The organism is Fibrella aquatica (assembly GCF_041321135.1).
Taxonomy (GTDB): domain Bacteria; phylum Bacteroidota; class Bacteroidia; order Cytophagales; family Spirosomataceae; genus Fibrella; species Fibrella aquatica.
The window spans coordinates 41,099-65,715 of sequence record NZ_JBGGWF010000001.1 but is presented as its reverse complement, the minus strand read 5'-3'; the positions used below and the strand labels follow the sequence as shown (position 1 = coordinate 65,715).

Annotated in this window: 17 protein-coding genes; 14 read left to right on the top strand and 3 right to left on the bottom strand. The window is 51.7% G+C overall.

Going from position 1 to position 24,617, the window contains the following annotated elements; all coding sequences use genetic code 11:
• Positions 1 to 78: 78 nt before the first annotated feature.
• The 3 genes from ACAW87_RS00225 to ACAW87_RS00215 form a co-directional block, all read right to left on the bottom strand.
• Positions 79 to 1,836 (bottom strand): ATP-binding protein, encoded by a 1,758-nt coding sequence (locus ACAW87_RS00225; protein ID WP_370721132.1) that lies wholly within the window; start codon positions 1,834 to 1,836, stop codon positions 79 to 81.
• 159 nt (positions 1,837 to 1,995) lie between these two features.
• A complete protein-coding gene (locus ACAW87_RS00220) occupies positions 1,996 to 2,643 on the bottom strand; it encodes a response regulator (RefSeq protein WP_370721131.1) in 648 nt (215 codons plus the stop codon).
• A 435-nt stretch (positions 2,644 to 3,078) separates the two neighbouring features.
• On the bottom strand, positions 3,079 to 4,104 hold the full coding sequence (locus ACAW87_RS00215) for a LacI family DNA-binding transcriptional regulator (protein ID WP_370721130.1): 1,026 nt from the start codon (positions 4,102 to 4,104) through the stop codon (positions 3,079 to 3,081).
• Between the two features lie 384 nt (positions 4,105 to 4,488).
• On the opposite strand from ACAW87_RS00215, the gene ACAW87_RS00210 reads away from it, so the two are divergent.
• From ACAW87_RS00210 to ACAW87_RS00145, 14 genes are all read left to right on the top strand, one after another.
• Positions 4,489 to 7,617 (top strand): SusC/RagA family TonB-linked outer membrane protein, encoded by a 3,129-nt coding sequence (locus tag ACAW87_RS00210; protein ID WP_370721129.1) that lies wholly within the window; start codon positions 4,489 to 4,491, stop codon positions 7,615 to 7,617.
• Positions 7,618 to 7,644: 27 nt separating this feature from the next.
• Positions 7,645 to 9,390, top strand: a complete 1,746-nt coding sequence (locus ACAW87_RS00205) for a RagB/SusD family nutrient uptake outer membrane protein (protein ID WP_370721128.1) — start codon at positions 7,645 to 7,647, stop codon at positions 9,388 to 9,390.
• 290 nt (positions 9,391 to 9,680) lie between these two features.
• Complete coding sequence (locus ACAW87_RS00200; protein ID WP_370721127.1) at positions 9,681 to 12,551, top strand: glycosyl hydrolase 115 family protein; 2,871 nt, start codon at positions 9,681 to 9,683, stop codon at positions 12,549 to 12,551.
• Positions 12,552 to 12,565: 14 nt separating this feature from the next.
• Complete coding sequence (locus ACAW87_RS00195) at positions 12,566 to 13,939, top strand: glucuronyl esterase domain-containing protein (RefSeq protein WP_370721126.1); 1,374 nt, start codon at positions 12,566 to 12,568, stop codon at positions 13,937 to 13,939.
• Between the two features lie 70 nt (positions 13,940 to 14,009).
• Positions 14,010 to 16,127, top strand: a complete 2,118-nt coding sequence (locus ACAW87_RS00190) for an alpha-glucuronidase family glycosyl hydrolase (protein WP_370721125.1) — start codon at positions 14,010 to 14,012, stop codon at positions 16,125 to 16,127.
• Positions 16,127 to 16,939 carry an SDR family NAD(P)-dependent oxidoreductase gene (locus ACAW87_RS00185; RefSeq protein ID WP_370721124.1) on the top strand — a complete coding sequence of 271 codons (813 nt, stop codon included), beginning with the start codon at positions 16,127 to 16,129 and terminating at the stop codon, positions 16,937 to 16,939. The genes ACAW87_RS00190 and ACAW87_RS00185 overlap by 1 nt, the downstream gene beginning before the upstream one ends.
• A 165-nt stretch (positions 16,940 to 17,104) precedes the next feature.
• Positions 17,105 to 17,956 (top strand): pirin family protein, encoded by an 852-nt coding sequence (locus tag ACAW87_RS00180; protein WP_370721123.1) that lies wholly within the window; start codon positions 17,105 to 17,107, stop codon positions 17,954 to 17,956.
• A 150-nt stretch (positions 17,957 to 18,106) separates the two neighbouring features.
• Complete coding sequence (locus ACAW87_RS00175) at positions 18,107 to 19,153, top strand: glycoside hydrolase family 43 protein (RefSeq protein WP_370721122.1); 1,047 nt, start codon at positions 18,107 to 18,109, stop codon at positions 19,151 to 19,153.
• A 271-nt stretch (positions 19,154 to 19,424) separates the two neighbouring features.
• Positions 19,425 to 20,504: an endo-1,4-beta-xylanase gene (locus tag ACAW87_RS00170; RefSeq protein WP_370721121.1), complete on the top strand. Its 1,080-nt coding sequence runs from the start codon at positions 19,425 to 19,427 to the stop codon at positions 20,502 to 20,504.
• Between the two features lie 311 nt (positions 20,505 to 20,815).
• Complete coding sequence (locus ACAW87_RS00165; RefSeq protein ID WP_370721120.1) at positions 20,816 to 21,718, top strand: NmrA family NAD(P)-binding protein; 903 nt, start codon at positions 20,816 to 20,818, stop codon at positions 21,716 to 21,718.
• 39 nt (positions 21,719 to 21,757) lie between these two features.
• Complete coding sequence (locus ACAW87_RS00160) at positions 21,758 to 22,336, top strand: hypothetical protein (protein WP_370721119.1); 579 nt, start codon at positions 21,758 to 21,760, stop codon at positions 22,334 to 22,336.
• Positions 22,337 to 22,367: 31 nt separating this feature from the next.
• Complete coding sequence (locus ACAW87_RS00155) at positions 22,368 to 22,904, top strand: GNAT family N-acetyltransferase (RefSeq protein ID WP_370721118.1); 537 nt, start codon at positions 22,368 to 22,370, stop codon at positions 22,902 to 22,904.
• Positions 22,905 to 23,015: 111 nt separating this feature from the next.
• A complete protein-coding gene (locus ACAW87_RS00150; protein ID WP_370721117.1) occupies positions 23,016 to 23,792 on the top strand; it encodes a TIGR00266 family protein in 777 nt (258 codons plus the stop codon).
• Positions 23,793 to 23,873: 81 nt separating this feature from the next.
• Positions 23,874 to 24,164 (top strand): hypothetical protein, encoded by a 291-nt coding sequence (locus tag ACAW87_RS00145; RefSeq protein WP_370721116.1) that lies wholly within the window; start codon positions 23,874 to 23,876, stop codon positions 24,162 to 24,164.
• Positions 24,165 to 24,617 lie beyond the last annotated feature (453 nt).

Genomic DNA, 24,617 nt, shown 5'->3' with positions numbered 1-24,617 from the left:
GATTGTTATAATAAGGGATTGAGCAAATACAGAATGATAAGGATTGATCAGGCCTGACCGCAAAGGAGCGCAGGTACGTTAGGCCATGACGGGCAACGGAGTAGACCGGGTTTTGGGCATTGGCAGGGAAATCATGACCGAGGTGCCTTTTCCGGCAGCACTCTGCCACATGACTTGCCCACCCAGGTAAGCGATCCGAGACTTTATATTGGCAATACCGTTACCCTTGGAGGGGCTGTCCGGAAAATCGCCGCCCTGCCCGTCATCATCCACGCTCACCAGCAACGACTCATCGTTGGCCATGATCTGAATGGTGATCGTGTGCGCGTGAGCATGTTTCAGGGCATTATTAAGCAGTTCCTGCACTACCCGGTACAGCATCACCGACGCTTCATCGGCCAAATCGGGAATAACGCCGTAGTGCTCCAGTATCAGTTTCGTTTCATTGACCAGGTTTAGCTTCTGAATCAAATCTTCGAGGGCCGGAATCAGACCAAACGTGGAGAGCGCATAGGGACGTAAATTGTTAGAAATAAGTCGAGTTTCCGTGCAGGCTTCATCCAAAAACTGGTTAAGCGGTTCTTTAACCGAATTGGGCAATAACTCCTGGTGAGCTTCAACAAATAGTTTAATGCGGGAAAGTTGAATACCCAGTCCATCGTGCAAATCGCGGGCAATTCGGCTGCGTTCACCTTCCTGCCCTTCAATCATAGATTGTAGTGATTTTAATTCCAGTTGTCGAATCTGCTGTTGCGCAATAACCGACTGTTGGTGCGCAATCAGTTTTTGTTGACGACGAAGAAATATAAGCGTTGTTACACCCAAAATACTAATGAGTAAAATAGCAATCAGGGCAGAATTAATAATACGTTGGTGCTGACTTTGTTCTTCTGCCAATTCTTTCTCTACAGCCAGGGTTTTAATCTGACCATCCAATTCCTGTAATCGTATACTCTTCGTTTGTTGGGAATAATAAAACTGATTTGTGTAATCGAGCGTTTTCAATGATGCCTTATACGCATTCTTGTAATCTTTCAGGTAAGAGTAGCTATCGGCCGTATGCTTGGATAATTCACGAAGCGTAGATATATTTTTCTCTGCTTCGGCAATAGCGTAACTCTTATTGTAGTAATCGATTGCCTTGGCGTGTTGGTTGTTGAACTGTTCAACAATGCCCAGATAAAAGTAGTTAAGCGATATAAGCCAATTGACTTTCAACTGCTTAGCCATAACCAGACTCCGACTGGCGAAGTAATGTGCCGAGTCGGGCTGTTTCAGGCGCAGGTACGTATCGGCCAATAAATTCAAAGCATATGTTTGAAAAAAAGGCTGTTTGTACTGAATGCACATTTGCTCAGTAGTTCTTAGCTCGGTAACCAGCGTTTTAGACACCGGCTCTATTTTTTCTTCAATATTGGCTAACGCAATCCGGCACTCAATCACTTTTGTTTTATCATTTATTCGCTCGAAAAACAGTTTTGCCCGGCTCAGGTATTGCTCGGCATACGTCTGCATGAAAAAATCCTGCGTGTAGTAGTTGCCAATACTGATGTGTACGTTGTAATAGCCCAATGAATCCCCGATGAGATTATAATATTTCATGCTATTGAAATAGGCATCCATCGTATGTTTATTGTAGCCGTATTGTACATGGTAAAGTCGGCCCAGTTCATCATATGCCCTGGCAACTTCTTGGTATTTTTTTTCGGCCTGCAATTGCTTTACTTCTTTCTTAATGCGGTCAATGGTGACGGTAAGGCTATCTGCTTTCGCGCTGGCTTGTTGGAACAAACCGCTACATCCAATAATTAGCAGGAAGAGCGCGAAAATTTTCATCTATAATTTGTTGTCATTAAGTGGTCATTGCGCTTCGCTGTCATTAGGTGGTCATTTGCCTTTGGCGTCATTAGGTGGTCATTTGTTGTCATTAATCGCAGATACAATGAATGACAACAAATGACCACCTAATGACAGCGAAGCGTAATGACATTTCCTTTAATCGATGCACTGCATTTCCATAGCGGTTTTGATCAGAAGGGCCGTGTTGGGAACGCCGAATTTCATGAGTAAGCTACTTCGATGAAATTCAACCGCTTTGGCGCTGACGAAAAGCTGATTCGCCATTTGTTGCGTAGTCAATCCGTGCGAAATCAGGGTGAGCACTTCTGATTCACGCGGGGTCAGATTTGGTTTAAGCCCTACCCCGACCATTGATTTGCGGGTACGTGGCTCGTCGTTCAGCAGAATATGCATGATCGACTCATTGAAATATTGCTTTTCACTGTGCACCGTCCGAATAGCCTGAAGCAACTCACTTTTAGTTGTGTTTTTCAGCAAGTACCCTTTAGCGCCTTTCTTGACCATACGCTTGATCAGGCTGGCATCATCGTGCATGGTGAGGGCAATCACTTTGGTTTCTGGATACGTTTTAGTGATCTGTTCACAGAGGCTGAGGCCATCATCGATCAGTGGGAAAGAAATGTCGAGTAGCACAACGTCGATGGCCGTTCGCTTCAGCGACTCCACCACAGAGGCAACCGTGTAGCAACGCTGCGTAACCGTAATCTCAGAAGAACCGGATATGAGCGATTCAATACCTTCGACGAAGACATTGTGATCATCTGCGATTAAGACTCGTATCATCTAGGTTGAGTGTTTTTGGAATAAAGAGGGAGTACTTCGCGCTAGTTGTACGCCTGGAAGAGATACGAAAAGTAGCTTGCTAACGAAATGATACGTATAAAGTTGGTGACACAGAGCAAGATCTGTTTTGCCTCATCAAGAGAAATACAAATTGAACTTTGTTTAGCAAAATTAGGACTTAACGTAACGCTTTTGGAATAGTGAAAACCCAATTGCCTCAAAATTTAGGGTAAACCCTATACCCATATCAAAGCGTCTGAAACCGTAAAAAATGAAAGAATGAGTAGCTAAATCAGGAAGCTCCGCCCACGGATTACCTCTCTCAACGAGTAATATAGTTATATATGCTTATATATAAATTGAAATCGGTTGCATTTTTGCTGTGTATAACTTCTCATAGGCTACGTGCCCTTGCCAAAATTGACCAACATATGCCTACTCAGCTTGTCTTTTCGACGAACCACGAATAATCAGTTCAGACCGTAATACAATCGTATTAGTGGACTGTATATCCATCAATCCGTTCAGGTGATTAATCAGGCTTTTGGCTGCAATTTCCCCCATTTCGCGACCCGGATAGTGAATTGTAGTCAAATTAGGCTCAATGACCTGGGCAACGGGATCATTATTGAAGCCAACAACGGCAATGTCCTGCGGTACAGAGAGCCCTGCTTTTTTAAGCGCACTTAAGCAACTGACTGCACATAAATCGTTGGTAACGAACAGGCCGTCGGGACGGGGCGACATAGCGCAAATCTGCTTAGCCGCATCGAAACCGGCTTCCTGACTCAGGTCAGTGACCAGCACGAATTGCTCCTTGAACGGAATACCCTGTTCAGCCAGTGCCAATTTGTAGCCTAGCAGACGGTCGGCATATACATTGCGTTTCAGGTTGCCCGTAACGTGCATCACCCGCTTACATCCCTGTTTCAGCAAATGAGCCGTTGCTTCATAGCCCGCTTTCTGGTTGTCGATGACAATACTCGTCGACTGATCGTTGGCAATCACCCGGTCGAAAAACAGGAGCGGTATACCCTTATTAATAAAGGAATTAAAGTGTGAAATATCTTCGGTATCGTAGGCTACCGATACGAGTAGCCCATCCACCCGGCTATTGAACATGGTTTGCGCGTTGGCTTTTTCTTTTGTCATCGATTCCAGCGACTGACTGATAATCAGGTTATAACCTGCTTCATTAGCCACCTTCTCCATACCTGCCAACACGCAGGACATAAAATTACTGTTCAATCTCGGCACAATTACCCCAATGGTATTGGTGCGCTGACGGCGGAGGTTACTGGCAAATGTGTTGGAGCGATATCCCATCTCGCGCGCCATCGAGGTGATGATTTCCTTGGTAAGAATCTTAATGGCCGGGTGATCATTCAGCGCCCGGCTAACTGTTGCCGGTGAATAATTCAATCGTTTCGCGATATCGTAGATGGTAACCTCTTTCTCCATTTTTCAACTACTGAACTCTTCGTTTTCTACAAATTACAAAATCCTGCGATTCTGCGTGGCTTGTTCTGAATTTACGCAATCCATTGCACAATTAGCCTCTCGACTAAAGCCATATTTCACCACCAGATATGACTCTTTTTGACAAAAGTAGATAAATAGTACATAAATGAGCTAATAAAAAACAATTGATGTGGGAGTTTTACTAGTGCTTTATCGCTAAGAGAGTGTTGATCAATAATTTAATGAAACAAGCAAGGTTAAAATTTATGCAATCGGTTGTTAATTTAATTTTTTCATAAAAACTTTGCACTTCGCCTTTAGACAGGCGCGGTATAGAGTACTATTTCATCTTCAAATTACCTTTTACGCAGTAACACTCCGTTTATGATGAGAACGTTTCTAATTCAAAAAATCCCCCATCAGGTTATAACTGGCATCCGTTGGGGAGCAGTAAAAGGGTTGTTTACCCTATTCCTGATCAGCAGTCTGTTGAGCGTACAAGCCCAGAACCAGACCATTCAGGTACGTGGCACATTGGTTGATGAGAATCAGCAACCGCTTCCCGGTGCTACGATCGTGATTAAAGGAACACAGCGGGGTACGTCTGTCGACGCTGATGGTCGGTTCACGCTAGCCGCCACTCCAGCGAGTACACTGGTGATATCGTTGGTTGGGTATACAACGCAGGAAGTATCAGCGGGCGATGGAAGTAGCGATTTACGCTTGCAACTAACACCCTCACTCAGTCAACTGAATGAAGTGGTGGTAGTGGGCTACGGTACACAGCGCCGCTCAGACCTGACTGGTTCGGTTGTTTCGCTGGACGCGGCAGCGCTGAAAGAAGTACCCGCGGCCAACGTGTTGCAGGCATTGGCAGGTCGCGCTGCCGGGGTGGATTTGGCCCGTACCGGTACAGCACCCGGTGCCGGTGCCCAACTGCGAATTCGCGGTAACCGCTCATTAAGCGGCTCTAATGATGCCCTGATTGTGGTAGACGGGGTGCCTTATGGGGGTAGCCTCAATGACCTGAATACTGATGACATAGCTACACTCGATATCCTGAAAGATGCCTCGGCAACCGCTATTTATGGTTCGCGGGGATCGAATGGGGTCTTGATTATCACCACCAAAAGAGGTCGTGTTGGTAAACCCGTAATCAGTTACAATGCGTATGCCGGTCAGAATACGATTCTGGGTCAGTACAACCTGCTGAATGGTGAAGAATTCAAGGCTGTGCGCGATTTGGCCCAGTACAGTGCGGGTTACTCGCCCGATGAACTGGCCGGTATTGCCGCCGGAACGTCGACCAACTGGCAGGATCTGCTTTTCAAAAAAGGCTTTGTAACCAGCAATGAACTGAGCGTGTCGGGCGGTACCGAGAATACGCAGTATGGTGTGTCGGGCGGTTACTTCAAAGAAACAGGCGTTATTACGGGTCAGTCGTTCGAGCGTTTTTCGCTGCGTACATCAATCGACACCAAGATCGGAGAACGGTTCAAAGTGGGCCTGACCAACCTGAGCAACCTGAACTACACGCGGGGCGAAGGTATCAACCCTATCTACAATACGCTGCGTCTGAGTCCGTTAACGTCACCCACGTTGCCAGACGGTTCGCCCAACCTGCGTCCGCTTCGCGGTACCATCGATGAATTGTCGTCGATGAACCCAATTACGCTGGAAGACGAAAACGCCATTGTGCAGCGTCGCCGCCGTATCACCACGTTCAACAGCCTGTATGGCGAAGCGCAGATCATCGACGGGTTGAAATATCGCCTGAACGTAGGTCTCGATTTCCGTCAGGAGAATTTTGGTCAATACATCGGGCCAAATACCATTATCAACCCCGGCTCTACCCTGCCCACGCAAAACAGCGCGGCCGTGCAGAACGGCGAATCGTATCGGTACACCATCGATAACATCATCACCTACGACAAGGTATTTGCCGAGCGTCATCACCTCACGTTTACGGGTTTGTACGGCGTACAGCAAGACCGGGGCTTTACTAACCGGGTCGAGGCCACGGGACTACCCGCCGATTACGTTCAATACTACAACCTGAACCTCGCCACCGGCACGCCGGTGGTGCCTGCGGGTGGTAATAACAGCTTTAACCGTAGCGGTCTGGTGTCTATCATGGCCCGGGTAAACTACGTGCTGTCTGACAAATACCTGTTCACGGCTACATTCCGTCGCGATGGCTCGTCGGTGTTTCCGCAGGGAACCTGGCTCAACTACCCGGCTTTTGCCGTGGGCTGGAACATCAGCAACGAGGAGTTCATGAAGAACAGCAAGGTGGTGTCGAACCTGAAACTGCGGGCTGGTTACGGCATCACGGGTAATCAGGGTATTCCGGCGGGTGCCACGCGGGGTAGTCTGGCCACTAACCGCTACAACTTTGGCCAGAACAACGTACTGGGCTACTTCGTTGGCTCGCTGGGCAACTCGAACCTGCAATGGGAATCGACCAGTAACGTGAACGTGGGGGTTGATTTTGGCTTGCTGAATAACCGCATCACGGGTTCGCTCGACCTGTATCAGCAAACAACCGACCGGCTGCTGGTGCAGAAAAACCTGCCACTAAGCAACGGAGCAAACAGCTATTGGACAAACGCCGCCAAGACGCAGGGGAAAGGCCTTGAATTCACCATTAGCAGCGTCAACGTCAATTCACCGAGCGGTTTCCGGTGGTCAACCGATTTTAACATCGCCATCAACCGCGAGAAGATTCTGGAACTGGAAGAACCGACCAAGACGCAGGACATCGGCAACGGCTGGTTTGTGGGACAACCGATCAACGTGATCTACGATTACAAGAAAATTGGCATCTGGCAAACCGACGAAGCCGACCGTGCGGCGCTGTTCAGCGCGGTTCCCGGCCAGATTAAACTCGAAGACCTGAACGGTGACAACCGGATTACAGATGCTGACCGCACAGTAATCGGCTCGTTCCAACCCAAATGGATTGGTGGTATGACTAACCGGTTCAGCTACAAAAACTGGGATCTGACCGCGACCATGAACGCGCGGATGGGCAACACACTGGTGGCCACTTATTTCCAATCAGACGGAACAGGCACAGGCTATGCATTCCTGAACAATGGCCGGGTAAATCAACCCAAGTTCGATTACTGGACGCCTACCAACCCAACCAATGCGTTCCCTCAACCTGCCCCCGGCGACCGTATTAACTACTCGTCGACGCTAGGATACCATGATGGCTCGTTTATTCGGATGCAGAGTATTAATCTGGGCTATACGGTACCAGCTGGTTTGCTGAAAAAAGCAGGCTTTGGCTCGGCCCGCGTATACGTCACCTCGCGCAACCCCTTCCTGCTCTACTCACCTTTTGTGAGCAACGGCCTGGGTATCGATCCTGAAGGTACCGGTACTGGTGGTGCCGTGCCTACGCAGGGAGCATCGGCCGGTTCGGGTGTAAACAACCGGGCCATTACGGTTGGGCTTACCACCCCCGCAACCCGTCAGTTGATGATTGGGGTTAACCTCAAGTTTTAATGACCTTATCTGACTACGTCAACAACCATGAAAATACATAAATTACTGAAAATAGGTGGCCTGAGTCTGGTGTTAACGACCATGCTGTCGACGGGTTGCCAGAATGTGCTCGATCAGGAGTTCCGTTCGGAATTAGGGCCTGAATTCTTCGCCACAGCTGGCGGTCTGGAAGGTGGTATCACCGCTTCGTACTCGATTGCCCGTTTCTTCTGGGGTTCGGAAGGGTTTACCTATACCGCCAACGCCGGCACCGACGAGTCTATTCTGGGCGCTAGTGACGGGAACCGGACCTACTTCGAGTACACCAACATTTTGCCCTCTGAAGGATCGGTTGGGTCGATTTGGAACAACAGTTATCAGGCCATCAACAACCTGAACGGGGTGTTGCGTTTTGGCCCCTCGGCTAATATCGATCCGGCCCGGCGCACCACGTTGTTGGGCGAGGCCAAGTTTCTGCGGGCCTTTTATTACTTCCTGCTGGTCAAGAATTTTGGTGATGTTCCCCTGAGCCTGAGCTTCATCGACGTACCTACCACATCGGCGTCGCGGGCACCGATTGCCGATGTGTACGCGGCCATGATCAAAGACCTGACCGAGGCATCGCAGGAGTTACCTAACCAGTCGAACCAGTCGAAAGGGCGGGCCACCAAGCCGGCTGCATTGCATTTGCTGGCGAAAGTATACCTGACTCGTGGCTGGTCATCGGCGGCCCAAGCCACTGATTTTCAGCAGGCGGCTGCCACGGCTAAATCGCTGATCGACAACCGGGGCACGTATGGCCTCGATCTGGAGCAGAACTTCTCGGATGTATTCCGCGAAGGCAACGAATACGGCAAAGAATCGATCTTCGTGATTGACCGAAACACAGACCCCAGTTTTGCCGAAAGCCAGTTCAACAACTCGGCGCTGATCGCCAACGGGAACAAAGAAAACCGGGCTAACTTCTTCTGGGTGTCGCTGTATACCAATGCTCTGAACGTAAATGCAGGTATCCCGGGCGCGCCCAATACCACGGTAGCCGTGATGGATCGCGATGCGCTGAATGGTCGCCCGTTCCGCCGGTTCCGGCCTACCAACTACACGCTCAATACCGCGTTTGGCGACCGTACTACCGATTCGCGTTACTTTAAAACCTTCCAGTCGGCCTGGATTTTCAACCGCACAACGCCTGTATCAACATCGCGTGGATCACTGGTTGCAGGTCGGGATACGGCCATCTGGATGCCGGGTATCGAAGTGACCGAGGCACAGCGCAGAGCGTTCAAAGGCGTGATCATTGCACCTTCGCAATACACGGCCGATCTGCACCCAACCATGACCAAGTACACAGCCGTGAACCGCCTGACGGTGAATGAATCATCATATCGGCCCATCATTCTGTACCGGTTGGCCGATACGTACCTGCTGGCAGCTGAAGCATACATCAAAGATGGCAAACCAACCGAGGCTGCCGCTATGATCAATGCGGTTCGGCAACGGGCGGCCTATAGAACAGCCAATACGGCCGCACAGAATGCTGCCGCCGCAACCGCCCTGACCATCACACCCGCACAGGCTACCATCGACTTTTTGCTCGACGAACGTACCCGCGAGTTATACGGCGAATACACGCGCTGGTATGATCTGGTACGTACGCAAACGCTGGGCAGTCGACTGGCACGGTACAACCCGACACCCGGTTTTCAGGATTTTCATGTGTTACGGCCTATTCCGCAGTCACAAATTGACCTGACCACAACTGGCCCCCGGTTCCCGCAAAACCGAGGGTATTAAGTAGGGTATGATCTACCCGATTATTCATTTGAACAAGTACTCTATTACGAAGTCCTCAACTCAGTTTTAGAGCCAGTAAAAGTCCGTTTTATTTATTCATAGGTAAGTACTAGACAGCCCCCTACCGTCTGGAAGGGGTGCTGTTTTTTTGCTGTAATCAGGTTACCTGCTTGATTTCGACATCGCTTTGCAATCGGTTGAAAAAGGGTAGAATTACAGGAGTTAATCCCTTAGTACTCATACTTGTTGAAAGGTTCTCCTACCCATCACGAGACAGTCATTTTAACGGAATGAAATTAGCTACGTTTTCGAAAATCGCTCTACTGCTGATTGTATCAATGGCAGCCGGATTATGGCCCGCTTTTGCCATCGACCCCACTGCCTACGTGTCGGGGCAGAAAGGCAAGGGGCGTTTTGCGCTCGTGGCCAACGGAAAAGCGGTTGCCCTTGTTTCCAGCAAAGCTGATTTTCCGGGCGTGACACGGGCTGTACAGAATTTTCAGTCCGATCTGAAGAAAGTGACGAATGTGGAGGCGGCATTACTCAGCGAAACAACCTCGGCGGGTAAGGAACTGGTACTGATAGGTACGTTAGGCAAAAGCCCGCTGATTGACCAACTGGTAAAGGCGAAAAAACTCGACGTCGCTGACCTAACGGGCAAGTGGGAAACGTTTGTCACACAGACCATCGAGAAGCCATTTCCGGGTGTCGACCGGGCGCTGGTGATTGTGGGGAGCGACAAGCGCGGTACCATCTACGGAGTGTATGACCTGTCGGCGCAAATTGGCGTATCACCCTGGAACTGGTGGGGCGACGTACCTGTGCAGCCGCAGTCGGCGCTTTACGTGCTGCCCGGTCGTCACACGCAGGGAACACCGGCCGTAAAATACCGGGGCATTTTTATCAATGATGAAGCCCCCGCCTTGTCGGGCTGGTCGAAGGCTAAATTCGGCGGCTTCAACCACAAGTTCTACGAGCACGTCTTCGAGTTGATTCTACGTATGAAAGGCAACTATCTCTGGCCCGCTATGTGGGGCAGCGCCTTCTACGACGACGATCCGATGAACCCCAAACTGGCCGATGAATACGGCGTTGTGATTGGCACCTCGCACCATGAACCACTGATGCGGGCGCACGATGAGTGGCGGCGGTACGGAAAAGGGCCGTGGAATTACAAAACCAACGATTCTACGCTCCGGGCCTTCTGGCGAAGCAGCGTGCAGCGGATGGGTAGCAACGAAAGCATTCTGAGCGTAGGCATGCGCGGCGATGGCGACGAACCGATGAGCCGCGAAACCGCCACTACGCTCCTCGAAACCATCGTGACCGATCAGCGAAAAATTATTCAGGACGTAACGGGGAAAGACGCTTCCCAAACACCGCAACTCTGGGCGCTATACAAGGAAGTGCAGGACTATTACGACAAAGGCATGCGCGTGCCCGACGACGTAACGTTGTTGCTGTGCGACGACAACTGGGGCAACATTCGCAAACTACCAGCCATCGGGTCACCCAAACGCGCTGGTGGCTACGGCATTTATTACCACTACGATTATGTGGGAGGTCCGCGTAACTACAAATGGCTGAATACGAATCCAATTGCGCATACCTGGGAGCAGATGCACCTGGCCTACGAGCACGGCGTCGACCGCATCTGGATTGTGAACGTGGGCGACATTAAGCCGATGGAATTTCCCATCGAATTCTTCCTCGACTACGCCTGGAACCCCAACAAATGGCCAGCCGCAAAGCTTGATGAATACACCCGCCTTTGGGCCGAGAAGCAGTTTGGCCCAAAACACGCAGCCGCCATTGCCGACATGCTGGCGAAATACACGAAGTACAACGCCCGCCGCAAACCCGAACTGCTCTCTCCTGACACCTACAGCCTGACCAACTACCGCGAAGCCGAAACCGTAGTGGCCGACTACAACAAGTTGCTGGCCGAGGCCGAACGGATTGGCAAGGAGTTACCCGCCGCTTATCAGGACGCGTACTTCCAGTTGGTGCTGCATCCGGTGAAAGCCTGTGCTACGGTAAACGACCTATATGTAGCGACGGGGCAAAATCAGTGGTACGCCAAACAGGGCCGCGCCGCCACCAACGACCGCGCCGAACGAGTAACGCAACTCTTTGAGAAAGACGCGCAGATTACCCGCTTCTACAACGATACACTGGCTGGAGGCAAGTGGAGCCACATGATGGACCAAACCCACATTGGCTATACCTATTGGCAACAGCCCGAAAAGAATAAAATGCCCGCCGTAAAAACGCTCGACGTACCTGCCGCCGCCGATATGGGCGTAGCCATTGAAGGGTCGGCAGCCTGGTGGCCAGGTGAGTCGGGAGAAGCTGTGCTACCCACGTTTGATCGGTACAACCAGCCAACGTATTACATCGATGTGTTTAACCGGGGGCAGGCTCCGTTCACCTATAAAGCCACCGCTGCACCCTGGCTGAAAATTTCGGCCCCAACCGGCACGGTCGAAAAAGAAACCCGCCTGCTCGTCAGCGTCGACTGGAAGCAGGTTCCCACGGGCACGCAACGGACCCCAATCACCATCAGCGGCCCCGGCGGAAAGCAGGTGGTGGTGCAGGCGGTCGTTCATAACCCGGCAAAGTCAGACGGGATAACAGGTTTCATCGAAAGCAATGGGTACGTATCCATCGATGCCGAACACGCCAGCCGGAAGGTTGAAACGGCCTCGGTGAAATGGTTGCTCATTCCGGATATTGGCCGTACCGCGTCGGGCCTGACGGTGATGCCGGTGACGGCCCCCAGCGTCGAGAGACCCTCAGGTACGTCGCCGCACCTCGAGTACGCCGTGTACCTCACCGATAGCGGCACCGTGCAGGTGCAAACGTACCTGACGCCGTCGCTCAATTTCAACGACAACAAAGGCCTTCGTTTTGCCGTCTCGTTCGACGATGAAGTGCCGCAGGTGATCAATATTCACGCCAAAGAAACCAACCGCGTTTGGGAACAGTCAGTGGCCAACAACATTCGGATAGTGCCTTCGCAGCATAAGCTAATGAAGCCCGGCGCACACGTCTTGAAAATCTGGATGGTCGATCCGGCAGTGGTTGTGGAGAAACTGGTGATTAACCGGGGCACGCTCAAACCCAGCTATCTCGGCCCGCCCGAAAGTGCACATCATTAATGACCATAAATACCATGAAACGATTACTTGCCAGTAGCCTGCTGTTGACCTTGCCCCTCAGTTTGCTCGCTCAGTTTGGGCCACGAACGCCAGAGCAGGATAGTCTCATGGCCCGTCAGCAGCGAAAAACGCAGGCCGATCACCAGGCCATGCTCACCCAACTCAACATTAAGGCATTGCGGCCGGGGCCGTCGGGCAATCCCAAAGCCCCCAACGCCGCCAATGCCGATGAGAGCAAGGCAAACCCGTATACCTCCCTGCCCGACCCGCTAGTGTTGAAAAACGGCAAAAAGGTGAAATCGGCCAAAGACTGGTGGCAGAAACGCCGACCTGAAATTGTGGCCGATTTTGACCGCGAAATCTACGGCCGCGTGCCCGCCAACGTACCTGGCGTACGCTGGGAAGTGGTGAGCGTAAAAGACACGATGAACGGCAGTTATCCGATCAAGCTGAAGAAACTGATAGGTCATGTCGATAATGCGATGTACCCGGCCATCAAGGTCGATATTGATCTGACGTTGGCTACGCCGGCAAAAGCAACTGGACCTGTGCCGGTAATGATGGAGTTTATTTTCCGATTTCCGGCCGGTTTCCGTATGCCGCAGCCTCCCGCTGGCACACCACCGCCACCACCTGGCTGGGAACAACAACTGCTCGAAAAAGGCTGGGGTTACGCGTTGTTGGTCCCCACCAGTTACCAGGCCGACAATGGCGCGGGCCTCACCGAAGGCATTATTGGGCTGGTCAACAAAGGCGAGCGTAGAAAACCCGACGATTGGGGCGCGCTTCGGGCCTGGGCCTGGGGAGCCAGCCGGGCCGTCGATTATTTTGAGACAGACAAAGACGTAGATGCCAAACAAGTTGGCATTGAAGGTCTGTCGCGCTACGGAAAAGCGGCCGCAGTGGCCATGGCCTACGAGCCGCGCTTTGCCATTGGCTTCATTGGCTCATCGGGCGAGGGTGGCGTAAAAATTCACCGGCGTGTATACGGCGAGCAGGTCGAGAATGTGGCTTCGTCGAGCGAATACCACTGGATGGCGGGTAATTTCATAAAATACGCCGGTCCACTGACGCCCAACGATATGCCCGTTGATGCGCACGAACTGGTTGCTTTGTGCGCGCCTCGTCCGGTATTCATCAGTTCAGGTTCACCCGACGTAGAAGGTCGATGGATCGATGCGAAGGGCATGTTTCTGGGCGGTGTGCATGCCGCCCCGGTTTACGAATTGCTGGGCAAAAAGGGGCTTGGCACAACGGAGTACCCCGCCCAGGAAGTAGCCGTAGACAGCGGCGAAATTGCCTTCCGCCAACACAGTGGCGGCCACACTACCGGACCTAACTGGCCCGCCTTTTTGCAGTATGCTGACCGATATATGAAAACACGTTGATTTGACTAATGCTTCGCGCTGGTGTTGCTTCGCGCTTTAGACCCTTACCCATACTCAAGTACCCGCTATAATGAAAAAATACCACTGGCTTTTTGCGTTTCTCTTTACCACCACGTTTTCCTACGCTCAGGTGCCGCCAACCGGTGATGATGGCTACCGGCTATGGTTGAAATATGACCTGATCACCAACGTACCCAAGCGGCAGGCCTACGCCCAGGCGGCGCAGTTTATCGGCCTGTCGGGCAGTTTGCCTGTCTTGAAATCGGCCGCCGATGAATTACAAATGGGCCTGAAAGGTCTGTTGGGGAAATCGGTGCCGGTGCTTGGCAACACGACAAACCGGAAAGGAGGCATTATGCTCGTGGTTAAGCCGGGTGCCGAGGGACTGAACAACGAAGGCTACCAGATCACACGGACTGCCGGTAACATCACAATCACGGGGAAATCAGACGCGGGTGTGCTCTACGGGGCGTTTGCCCTGCTTCGGCAACTGCAAACCGGGCAGGCAATCGATCAGCTCGCTTTGACGAGCAACCCAAAAGTGCAGTATCGCATGCTGAACCACTGGGATAATGTCGACGGCAGCGTTGAGCGCGGCTACGCGGGTCAGTCGCTCTGGAAATGGTATGAACTGCCCGAACGCATCGACCCGCGTTACCGCGATTACGCCCGCGCCAACGCATCGCTCGGTATCAACGGCATGACGGTCAACAACGTGAATGCCAGTGCCCGGTTCATGTCGGCCGAATACATTCAGAAAGTGGCCGCGTTGGCTTCGGTGTTTCGCCCCTACGGCATCCGCGTGTATGTATCGGTGTATTGGGCGGCTCCCCGAACACTTGGTGGCCTGAAAACCGCCGACCCGCTCGACCCGCAGGTACGTGCCTGGTGGGCAGCGAAAGTAAAAGAACTGTATCAGGCCATTCCCGATTTCGGCGGCTTGCTCGTTAAAGCCAATTCAGAAGGTGAACCCGGCCCGCAGGATTATGGACGCAATCACGCCGATGGAGCCAACATGCTGGCCGAAGCCATGAAACCCTACGATGGTGTCATAATCTGGCGCGCTTTCGTTTACAAAGCTGACCCTAACGGCGACCGATTCAAAGCCGCTCACGAAGAGTTTACACCCCTCGACGGTCAGTTCGACAAGAAAGTAATTGTGCAGGTAAAAAATGGCCCGATCGATTTTCAGCCCCGTGAACCGTTTTCACCCTTGTTCGGCGCCATGCCCAAAACACCGCTGGGCATGGAGTTTCAGATTACGCAGGAATACCTGGGCTTTGCTACCCACCTGGTCTACGAAGCACCGCTGTTTAAAGAATGTCTGGACGCCGACACCTACGCCAATGGCAAAGGCTCAACCGTGGCCAAGGTCATCGACGGCAGCGTACACAACTACGAAAAAACGCTGATGGCGGGCGTTTCCAACGTTGGGTCGGCCCGCAACTGGACGGGACATCCGCTGGCGCAGGCCAACTGGTACGCCTTCGGCCGGCTGGCCTGGGATCATACGCTGTCGTCAGAAGCGATTGCCAACGAGTGGGTGAATATGACCCTGACGCAGGAGCCACAATCGGTGAAACGCATCACGAACATGATGCTAAAATCGCGCGATATCTACGTAGACTATAACACGCCCCTAGGCTTGTCGCGCCCCTGGACTGGCGTTCACTTTGCACCCGAACCCTGGCAAAACCGGAGTCAGCGCCCCGACTGGACCGCCGTGTATTACCATAAAGCCGATTCGCTGGGCCTCGGTTTCGATCGTACCGCCAAAGGAAGCAACGCCCTGTCGCAGTACCGCCCCGAGGTTCGTCGGCAGTGGGAAAACCCCGAAACTTGCCCGTTGCCCTATGTGCTCTGGTTCCATCATGTGGCCTGGAATAAAAAGTTAACGTCGGGTCGCACGCTCTGGAACGAGCTCTGCACCCGTTTCTACACCGGTGCCGACTCAGTGCGCTGGATGCAGCAGGAATGGGCGCAGGTAAAGCCCGCCGTTGATCCCGAAGTGCATGCCGATGTAGCCGCCCGACTAGCCACTCAGCAACGTGAAGCCATCTGGTGGCGCGATGCCTGGGTGTTGTACCTTCAATCATTCGCCAAACAGCCGGTTCCAGCTCCATTCAAGCAACCCGAACGTACGCTGGACGACGTAAAAAAATCTGTAAACCTATACCTCTTACGCTAATGATTCCCACTCAAACAGTTCAGATTGTCAGCCTTCCAGAAACCAATCAAGGCTTTCCCGATATCTTCTCGCTCGAAGGTAAACTTGCGCTCATCACGGGTGGCGGAACGGGTCTGGGCTTCGCTATTGCCCGCACTATGGTGTCGGCGGGCGCACGCGTGGTCATCACAGGCCGACGTGAGCAACCCCTTCGCGACGCGGTAGAGGTACTGGGCGAAAATGGCCATTATATGGTCAATGATGTAACCGACCGTAACTCGCTCAATGAATTGGTCTCTACCATCGAAGCCAATCACGGACCCATTGATATTCTGGTCAATAACGCGGGAATTAACATGAAGAAGCCTGCCGTAGACGTAACCGACGAAGATTTCGACCGCATTGTTCATACCAACCTGAACGCCGTTTTCTCGCTGACCCGAATCTGTGCCACCCGAATGCTGGAACGGCAAAGCGGGTCAATCATCATGATTTCATCGATGGCTGCTTATTACGGTCTGGACCGGGTGGTGGCCTATGCCGCCTCGAAATCGGCGGTTGAGGGTATGGTAAAAGTGCTGGCTTCTGAGTTCTCGGATAAGGGCGTTCGGGTCAATGCCATTGCGCCGGGCTTCATTGAAACACCCATGACCCAAACGGCAATGGGCGGCGATCCCAGCCGTTTTGCGCGTGTGATCAGCCGTACGCCCATGCAGAAATTTGGCAGGCCTCAGGATATTGGCTGGGCCGCCGTTTTCCTGGCTTCTGAAGGGGCCAGATACGTCACCGGCGTCTCACTACCTATCGACGGCGGCAACTCGATTGGGTTTTAAAATGTCATTAATGGTCATTTATAGTCATTAAGTGGTCATTCTACTACGCTGTCATTTGTTGTCATTTATTGTTTTGTCGGTCAATGACCATTTAATGACAGCGTAGCGTAATGACCATTTAATGACAGCGCAGCGTTATGACAGTGCAACGTAATGACATTTCCTATGCGTACCATCAAGAAAATCCACCAGGCTGAGTATCGGCCCATTGCAGACCTGATCACCTATTCGCCCTTGCCATCGCGGCAGTTGGCGCAGATCGATCCGTTTTTGTTTTTGAATCACCACGGCTATCAGGAATACAAGTCGAACAATCACGGCTTACCATTTGGGCCGCACCCGCACCGGGGCATGGAAACCGTCACCTTCATTGTTGAGGGCGACATTATGCACAAAGACTCGCAAGGGTATAAAAGTGTAATCAGCGCGGGCGGTGTACAGTGGATGACCGCCGGGCGTGGCCTGATTCACGCCGAAGTATCGTCAGATGATTTTAAAAAAGAGGGAGGACCGCTGGAGATCCTGCAACTCTGGGTGAACCTGCCCGCCCGTCTGAAAATGACTGAGCCCGCTTATTCGGGACTGCAAAAAGAGGACATTCCAGCCATTGTTGTCGCAGATGGCGTCGATGTGAATCTGGTATCAGGTACGTTGGACGAACAGGAAGGAGCGTTCAAAACCTTGTCTGACGTGTTTCTGAGTACCGTAAGCATCAAAGCCGGCAGTTCGGTATCGTTGCCCGTGGCGGCAGATCGGAATATCCTGTTCTACCTCATCCGGGGCGGACTGACCGTGAACGGACAGACAGTAAAACACCGTGAACTGGCCGAGTTCAACCCCGACGGCGATACGCTCGACATCACGGCCGACACCGATTCGTTACTTCTGTTCGGCCATGCCGTTCCGTTCAACGAACCCGTCGTAGCCCGTGGTCCTTTCGTGATGAATACTGATCAACAGATTATGGAAGCCTACCAGGATTACCAGCAAGGCAAATTCGGCGTCTGGAGTGAATAAGAAGCAAGAAGAGAGAGGCAAGAGATGAGAAGCAAGAAAAAAGACGGCGCAGTGATACGGCACACATCTTGTCTCTCGCTTCTCGCTTCTCATCTCTTGTCTCTTACCTCTTGACTCTCTCTTCTTAAACCAAGTAAAAACAAAACCCTTATGCAACGTACCCAATCTGTACTATTAATGGCCGCCCTAATGGGCAGCGCGATGACCGCAGTCGGTCAATCGGAAGGCAAGAAGCCTATTTCACAACCGCTTGTTTCGCACATCTTCACCGCCGACCCATCGGCTCACGTCTTCAACGGTAAGATCTACATCTACCCGTCGCACGACATCGATGCCGCTACGAAAGAAGACGATGAAGGCGGCCACTTTGACATGAGAGATTATCACATTTTGTCGATGGATAAGATCGGTGGCAAGGTGAAAGACAACGGCGTGGCGCTCGATATCAAGGATATTCCCTGGGCGGGGCGGCAGTTGTGGGCTCCCGACGCGACCTACAAAAACGGGACGTATTACCTCTACTTCCCCGTGAAAGACAAGCAGGATATCTTCCGTATCGGTGTGGCGACCAGCAAAAAACCAACTGGTCCGTTCAAACCCGAACCGGCGCCGATGAAAGGCAGCTACAGCATTGACCCAACCGTTTTTCAGGATACCGACGGTAAGTCTTATCTGTACTTCGGTGGTATTTGGGGCGGTCAGCTACAGCGCTGGACGGGCAACACCTATGACGCAAAAGGAGCCCTGAAAAAGCCCGATGAACTGGCTTACCAACCCCGCGTTGCCCGGTTAACCGACGATATGAAAGAATTTGCCGAACCCGTCAAGGAGATTCAACTGCTTGGTGAAGATGGAAAGCCCTTCTATGAAAAAGACAACGACAAGCGCTTTTTTGAAGCTGCCTGGATACACAAGTACAACGGAAAATACTATTTCTCGTACTCTACCGGCGACACGCACAACATCTGCTACGCCACCGGTGACAGCCCATACGGTCCCTTCACCTACAAAGGCATTGTGCTAAAACCCGTTCAGGGCTGGACAAACCACCACTCGATCGTAGAGATTGGCAAGAAGTGGTACATCTTCTACCACGACGTTCAACTGTCGGGCAAAACGCACCTTCGCAACGTGAAAGTGACAGAGTTGAGCTACAACCCCGACGGGACCATAAAGACGATCGAGGCGTATAAATAGATCTCAGATTTTGGATATCGGATTTAATGCTTCTGCGTAGCTGGCGCGAGCATGTGCTCGTGTCTATAATTGGCAAGCATTCGCTTGCTGCCCGACAGGGCAATTGTAGCTGGATGTAGTTTTGCGCTTTGAATAGCCTCCACTGTATTGCGCATTCGCGCTGTGCAAGCAGATGCTTGCCACATGAAAGGCACGAGCACATGCTCGCGCCAGCTACGCAGAAGCAATAAATCCGACATCCAATATCCCAAATCCGAAATCCCCCTGTTTTATGAAGAACAAAACGACATTTCGCTGGCTGGCTTTGCTGTTGGCGGGCTCTATCGGCATAGCTCCGGCACAGTCGCAGAAGGGGCTGAAAGACTATTACGCGAAGTACTTCCCGATCGGGGTAGCCGTGAACCCGCGCATGATTCAGCCCGGCCCCGATGCTGAGCTGATCAAAGCGCAGTTCAGCAGCCTGACGCCCGAAAACGCCATGAAAATGGGACCTATTCATCCGGAAGAAAACCGCTACTTCTGGAAAGATGCCGACGCTATTGTCGACTTTGCCCAGCAGAACAAACTACTGGTGCGCGGCCATACGCTTTGCTGGCACAACCAAACGCCGCGTTGGTTCTTCACCGACTCGACCGGCAAGCAGGTTTCCCGCGAGGTGTTGCTGGCCCGGATGAAACAGCACATCAACGACGTAGTGGGCCGTTACAAAGGCAAAATCTACGCCTGGGATGTGGTCAACGAAGCCGTGCCTGATACGGGTACGTCTATCTACCGGAAATCGAAGTTTTACGAGATTTTGGGCGAAGAGTATATCGAGAAGGCGTTTGAGTACGCCCACGCTGCCGACCCATCGGCTCAGTTGTTCTACAACGATTACAATACCGAAAACGCCACGAAACGCGATAAGATCTATCAGTTGCTGAAAAAGCTGAAAGACAAAGGCGTACCCATCAATGCCGTTGGCTTGCAGGGTCACTGGTCGATCTATGAGCCTACGAAGCAGGAAATGGAAGAATCAATCACCCGTTTCGCCAGTCTGGGCCTGAAGGTGCAGATTACCGAAATGGACGTGTCGGTTTATCCGAAAGAGCATGAACGTCGCGCGCGCCGGGATACCGACAAAAGCGAATTTACGTCAGTGATGAACGACAAGCAGGCGGCGCAGTACAAAATGCTGTTCGAGGTGTTCCGCAAGCACAAAGACAAGCTTACCGGTGTCACGTTCTGGAATCTATCCGACAAATACTCATGGCTCGATTCGTTCCCCGTGCCCAACCGCAAAGACTCTCCCCTCCTTTTCGATCAAAACTACCAGCCCAAAAAAGCATTTTTCGAGGTAGTGAAGTTTTAAAAAAAGTAAGCGAAACTAGTCAAACGGTGTTTCCAGCCCCATCGGGGCGCAGCATCGGTAGAAAACAGATTGCAATCGAATTTTCAGCCCTGTAGGGGCGTAGCATGCGTTTCGGAGTAATCGCATGCTACGCCCCTACAGGGCTGAGTCGTGTTGCCAGGTACGCTACCAACTACCGATGCTGTGCCCCGATGGGGCTTTTTACAAGCTCAACCAATGAACGTCAGCAACTCGCCCCAAAGGTCATTATCCTACTCAATAAACTAATCGGTACACCAAGCGTTAATCAGGCACTTACAACAAACAACCGAATGAACAAGACAATACTGGTAGCAGGCGCAACGGGCGATCTGGGGGGGCGCATCGTTAAAGCGTTGCGGGCCAAAGGCGCCGACGTGCGGGCGGTTGTTCGGGCGAGCAGCGATCCGGCAAAGGTGGCGGCGCTGGAAAAGCAGGGCGTAACCGTGTTCAGGGCAGACATGAATAACGTGGCCGACGTAACGGTCGCCTGTCAGGGCGTTGCCTGTGTGGTATCAGTGCTGTCTGGTTTCCGCGATACAATCATCGGCACTCAGAACATATTGCTCGATGCGGCCGTGGCGGCGGGTGTACCACGCTTTATTCCTTCCGATTATTCGCTGGACTTTACCCGTTTTTCTGACGGCGAAAACCGAAATCTCGACCTTCGGCGCGAATTCCATACGTACCTGGACAAAGCCCCCATTTCCGCCACCACCATATTCAACGGAGCCTTTGCGGAGTTGATAACCGGCCAAATGCCGCTCGTTCTGTTCAAGCCAAAACTGGTACTCTACTGGGGCGATAGCGACCATCGCATGGGCTTTACCACCATGGACAACACCGCCGAGTTCACCGCCAACGCCGCTCTAGACCCAACCACACCGCGTTACCTCCGTGTTGCAGGCGATCAGATCAGTCCCCGGCAGATCAAGGCTGTGGTTAGTGACATTACGCATGAGCAATACCGGCTCTTCTGGGCCGGTAGCCCGATTGTGCTGAGCGGCCTGATTAAAGTGGCGCAAACCGTGGCTCCCGGCGAGGGCGAATTGTATCCCGCCTGGCAGGGTATGCAATACATGCGCAACATGATCGACAAACGCGCCCGCCTCGATGGCCTCGACAACGACCGGTATCCATCTATCCGCTGGACAACGATCAAAGATGTATTGACCGCGCACCAGAAAACCCGTTAAACAAACATTATCGGCTTATACACTTTTGAAATACGTGTTATGATGCGAAAGTGGGTAACCTCATTGACGCTGCTCATTGCGCTAACAGCATGCCAGCGCGCGAAAGACAAAGGGCGTGAAGTGCTTGACGCGGCTATAGCAAAGGCGAAAAAGAAAGGTAGCGAAACGTTTCAATCAGGAGTCGAAGCCGTAGCTCGGGAATTAATAACGACCAAAACGACTAGCTTTCAGGCGTGGTTTGAAAAACGGGACAGCCTGCATGTTCAGGAAATAGATGGTCTTATGGTCGATGTTCCACCCTCGTTCCGCAACTGTTTTCTGACCTACAAAGCTGATCAGAGAACGATTCTGAAGTTCGTTGAAGCCATACCCACACAGTTACCCGACATTTCAGATAAGATATATATCGAAACTGACGACACTCAAATGAACAAACAGTTGGCGTTCTTTGAAACCAAATTTCCCGCTGTCAAACAACAGTTAGCGTTCTTCTATAAAATCAGACAATGCACCGGGCTGGCCTATTACCAATGTAATAGATACCCCTTCAGCCATCTCATGGCGTTTGACCAGAAAACGGGAACAGTTTACCATTTTTCCGGGCAATATTGGGATTGATAAGAAAAGGTATCGTAAACTGACAGTAGAGGTGAACTCTATCCTACAAACAGACCGCCTGACCCTCCGGCAACTCGAAACGAGCGATGCCGCGTTTATTGTCGAGTTGGTGAACAGTCCTGGCTGGCTGAGAAATATCGGGGATCGACAGATAAAGACGGTAGCACAGGCCGAAACGTACCTGATCAATGGGCCGCTGGCCAGTTACGCGGCGAACGGGTATGGCCTGTATCTGGTCGAGTTAATGGCTAATCAGACGCCTATCGGCATGTGTGGGATCATCAAACGCGACACGCTGGAAAACCCTGATATTGGGTTTGCGTTGTTACCCGAATTTGCCGGGAAAGGATACGCCTTCGAAATCGCAGCGGCAACATTGAACTTTGCCCAGAACACGCTGAAACTGCCTGTCATCGACGCTATTGTACTGCCCAGCAACGAACCATCGGTCAGGCTACTGAAAAAGCTTGGGTTGGTTTTCAGGCAAGTAGTTGTGTCGCCGACGACTGGTGACGAATTACTGTTGTTCAGTAGTAGTCCGAATATCGAGCGAGCCGCATTTTCTTAACTACGCTAGCCGCCGCTACGGATTTTATTTTGTCCGTTTGTCAAGATTTTAGCGGGCTGTGTGGTAAAGGCGGCTAGTTTTCGAGCAGATAAACTAATCCAGACGCAAACCATGACCTCACACGAGATCGATTACAAAATCATTGGCGAAGATATTCAGGTAGTCGAGATTGAACTCGACCCCAACGAAACCGTTATTGCCGAAGCGGGCAGTATGCTCTTCATGGAAGACGGTATCGTTTTTGAAACCAAAATGGGCGACGGCTCGCAACCCGATCAGGGTTTTTTGGGAAAGCTATTGCAAGCCGGTACGCGCCTTGTCACGGGCGAATCGCTGTTTATGACCCACTTCACCAACCGGGGCATTGGAAAGCGGAAAGTAGCGTTCGCGGCACCTTATCCCGGTACCGTGATGCCCATCAACCTGGCCAATATCTACCAGAATACATTGATTGTACAGAAAGATGGTTTCCTATGTGCGGCATTGGGAACGCGATTGGGCATTCATTTCAATCAGCGGTTCGGCACGGGCCTGTTTGGTGGCGAAGGCTTTATTCTGGCCAAAGTGATGGGCGACGGCATGGCTTTTGTGCATGCGGGCGGCGTGGTTATGGAAAAGCAACTGAACAACGAAACCCTGCGCGTAGACACGGGTTGCGTGGTGGCCTTCGAGCCCCAGATCAGCTTCAGCATTGAGCGGGCGGGTGGCTTGCGCAGTATGGTGTTTGGCGGCGAAGGCCTGTTTCTGGCCACCCTGCGCGGAACCGGCCGCGTCTGGATTCAGTCGATGCCAATCTCGAAACTGGTGCAGCGCCTATCGGCCGGTGGTGGGCAGGCCAACAAAGAAAGCGGCTCTGTACTGGGGCAGCTAGGCAACCTGTTCGAGTAAAACGAGGTGCAATGCGTTGGTACACAAACCTGAACTTTCAAACCGATAGCGTCGTTTTCAAGAGCATATCAAGATATTGTAATGGAAGTTATTTGCACGAACGACAATTTTCCGGCCCCGGTGCTGGCCTTCTATGCTGAATTTGGCGTGAAAACTCCGAAGCGTGATACGTTGTACACGATTCGGCAGGTGAAGCAGCACACGACGGGCGAAACCGGTGTATTGCTAGCCGAGATTCAGAATCCCGACGTACCCGTAAAACACCCTGTTTTGGGCGAGATCTGGTTTGAGCCAACGTTTAATGTCAACCGTTTTGCTACGCTGATGGGACAGCCTGTTCGGGAAGAAGAACTGGCCGATGTGAACGTATAGCAACTATATACTGATAATACACAAGTAAAAAGCCGGCGCATTGAGCCGGCTTTTTACTTGTCAGCACCTGTACCATGAGGTATCAACCAAATTAAACTAAAAAGTTATCAGTATAACTACTTATACACATTGTTTTAGCTTATAGTCTATAGAGTTATTGAAGAAATTTGTACATTAGCCCCGAAAACAAAAAATAATTTCTTGGTATAAGGCTATTTTTTGTTTTCAATAGCTATCTCTTCTACCTGCTGAGGCGTTAACCACGCGGGCGGTTAGTCGTATTTATAGTACCTCATTCGTATGCGTTCGTTTGACTTTGAGGCAAATACCAATGTATATCTCTGCAAACAAAGCCCTGACGAAGAGGTACCAACTAAGGTCTATAGGATATAGCGAACTTTTTTGGCTTGATATATGATACTGTAAGGAAATACCGTATCGAAAACGTTGACT

Bases quoted from the DNA above. Each gene is read 5' to 3' on its own strand.
- ACAW87_RS00225 (WP_370721132.1), bottom strand. From the start codon at position 1,836: ATGAAAATTTTCGCGCTCTTCCTGCTAATTATTGGATGTAGCGGTTTG.
- ACAW87_RS00220 (WP_370721131.1), bottom strand. From the start codon at position 2,643: ATGATACGAGTCTTAATCGCAGATGATCACAATGTCTTCGTCGAAGGT.
- ACAW87_RS00215 (WP_370721130.1), bottom strand. From the start codon at position 4,104: ATGGAGAAAGAGGTTACCATCTACGATATCGCGAAACGATTGAATTAT.
- ACAW87_RS00210 (WP_370721129.1), top strand. From the start codon at position 4,489: ATGATGAGAACGTTTCTAATTCAAAAAATCCCCCATCAGGTTATAACT.
- ACAW87_RS00205 (WP_370721128.1), top strand. From the start codon at position 7,645: ATGAAAATACATAAATTACTGAAAATAGGTGGCCTGAGTCTGGTGTTA.
- ACAW87_RS00200 (WP_370721127.1), top strand. From the start codon at position 9,681: ATGAAATTAGCTACGTTTTCGAAAATCGCTCTACTGCTGATTGTATCA.
- ACAW87_RS00195 (WP_370721126.1), top strand. From the start codon at position 12,566: ATGAAACGATTACTTGCCAGTAGCCTGCTGTTGACCTTGCCCCTCAGT.
- ACAW87_RS00190 (WP_370721125.1), top strand. From the start codon at position 14,010: ATGAAAAAATACCACTGGCTTTTTGCGTTTCTCTTTACCACCACGTTT.
- ACAW87_RS00185 (WP_370721124.1), top strand. From the start codon at position 16,127: ATGATTCCCACTCAAACAGTTCAGATTGTCAGCCTTCCAGAAACCAAT.
- ACAW87_RS00180 (WP_370721123.1), top strand. From the start codon at position 17,105: ATGCGTACCATCAAGAAAATCCACCAGGCTGAGTATCGGCCCATTGCA.
- ACAW87_RS00175 (WP_370721122.1), top strand. From the start codon at position 18,107: ATGCAACGTACCCAATCTGTACTATTAATGGCCGCCCTAATGGGCAGC.
- ACAW87_RS00170 (WP_370721121.1), top strand. From the start codon at position 19,425: ATGAAGAACAAAACGACATTTCGCTGGCTGGCTTTGCTGTTGGCGGGC.
- ACAW87_RS00165 (WP_370721120.1), top strand. From the start codon at position 20,816: ATGAACAAGACAATACTGGTAGCAGGCGCAACGGGCGATCTGGGGGGG.
- ACAW87_RS00160 (WP_370721119.1), top strand. From the start codon at position 21,758: ATGATGCGAAAGTGGGTAACCTCATTGACGCTGCTCATTGCGCTAACA.
- ACAW87_RS00150 (WP_370721117.1), top strand. From the start codon at position 23,016: ATGACCTCACACGAGATCGATTACAAAATCATTGGCGAAGATATTCAG.
- ACAW87_RS00145 (WP_370721116.1), top strand. From the start codon at position 23,874: ATGGAAGTTATTTGCACGAACGACAATTTTCCGGCCCCGGTGCTGGCC.